Below are 1330 nucleotides of genomic sequence, written 5' to 3'. Positions count from 1 at the left end.
ACTTGCCCCTGAAAGTTGGACTGGTTTTATTTTAGGCGGTTAGGGCTTGAAGGGTTTGGTTTCGGTATTGCATGGGTGTTTGGCCTTTGAGTCTTTCTTGTAGTCGTTGGTGGTTGTACCAGTTGATGTACTCGTTGATTGCGTTGGTGAACTCTTTGATGTTGTTGAAGGTTTCGCCGTGGTACATCTCTGTTTTCAGGTGGCTAAAGAAGTTCTCGATTACGGCGTTGTCGTAGCAGTTGCCTTTGCGTGACATCGACATTTTGCCGTCGTGTTTTTCGATCAGGGCGCGCCAGGATGCGTGTTGGAACTGGAATCCTTGATCGGTATGTATGATCCATCCAGGTTCCGGGGCCTGGGCCGTGATCGATTTTTTTAGTGATGCCAAGGCAAGTGCTGCCGCTGCTGAGGTTGACACGGTGTGGGCGATGATTGTGCGGTCGAACAGGTCCATGATCGGGCACAAGTACACTTTGCGGCCGGTGATGTTGAACTCGGTGATATCACTGACCCAGGCGGTATTGGGTTTATCCCGGGTGAAGTTGCGGTCAAGGACGTTTGGGGCGATACGGCTGATCGTGCCCGCGTAGGAGACATACGGTCGACGACGCCTGATCTTGGCTTTTAGCCCCATCTGGTCCATGAGTTTGTATACCAGCTTGTGATTGACCACCCAGCCTTTGTTACGCAGATCCCGCCACACGCGACGGTACCCGTAACGGTGCTTGTTGGACTCGAAGCTGTACCGAATCGCGGTTTTCAGGACTGCGTGTTTATCAGGACTCGTGAGACGTTTCTGGTGGTAGAAAAACGTCGACCTGGCCATACCGGCAACAGACAAAAGGTCGCTTAAACGGTGGTCAGACTTAAGGGCGACGATCGCCTGGACCTTTAAGCGTGTCCCTGATCCCTTAAGTCTCGCAATTTTTTTTAGATACGCGTTCTCCGCCCGCAACAGCTCGTTTTCACGACGTAGCGCGTCTTCTTCGGTAAGCACCTTCGGCGTGCCGGACTTTCTCGGTCGGCCTACGGGCCTAGGTTTTAACGCCTCATCGCCGCCCTTACGCCACTTCACTACCCAATCTTTAACCTGCTGATCAGACCACAAGCCAAACTCACGAGCAAGACTCAGCTGGGCCTCTCCGGCGAGATAACGCTCAACGACTTCTTTTTTAACCTCGAAGGAGTACTCCTGCTTTCTACGTTTCCTCACAAGACATAGCCTGCCACGCAACTTAAACCGTTTGTACAAGTTCTGAGCAGGACCATGACGAACCCCGACACGATTAGCAGCAGCACCGTAGCTAAAACCCTGCTCAAACAAGGCCAC

1 pseudogene is annotated in these 1330 nt (G+C 52.4%); it reads right to left on the bottom strand.

Going from position 1 to position 1330, the window contains the following annotated elements:
- Positions 1–31: 31 nt before the first annotated feature.
- A pseudogene (locus QP868_RS12025) lies at positions 32–1222 on the bottom strand (IS3 family transposase); the annotation flags it as partial.
- Between the last annotated feature and the right edge of the window lie 108 nt (positions 1223–1330).

It is taken from the genome of Brevibacterium sp. UMB1308A (assembly GCF_030230605.1).
GTDB lineage: Bacteria > Actinomycetota > Actinomycetes > Actinomycetales > Brevibacteriaceae > Brevibacterium.
The sequence above is the reverse complement of the archived record's forward strand: the minus strand, read 5'-3'. Positions and strand labels throughout refer to the sequence as shown.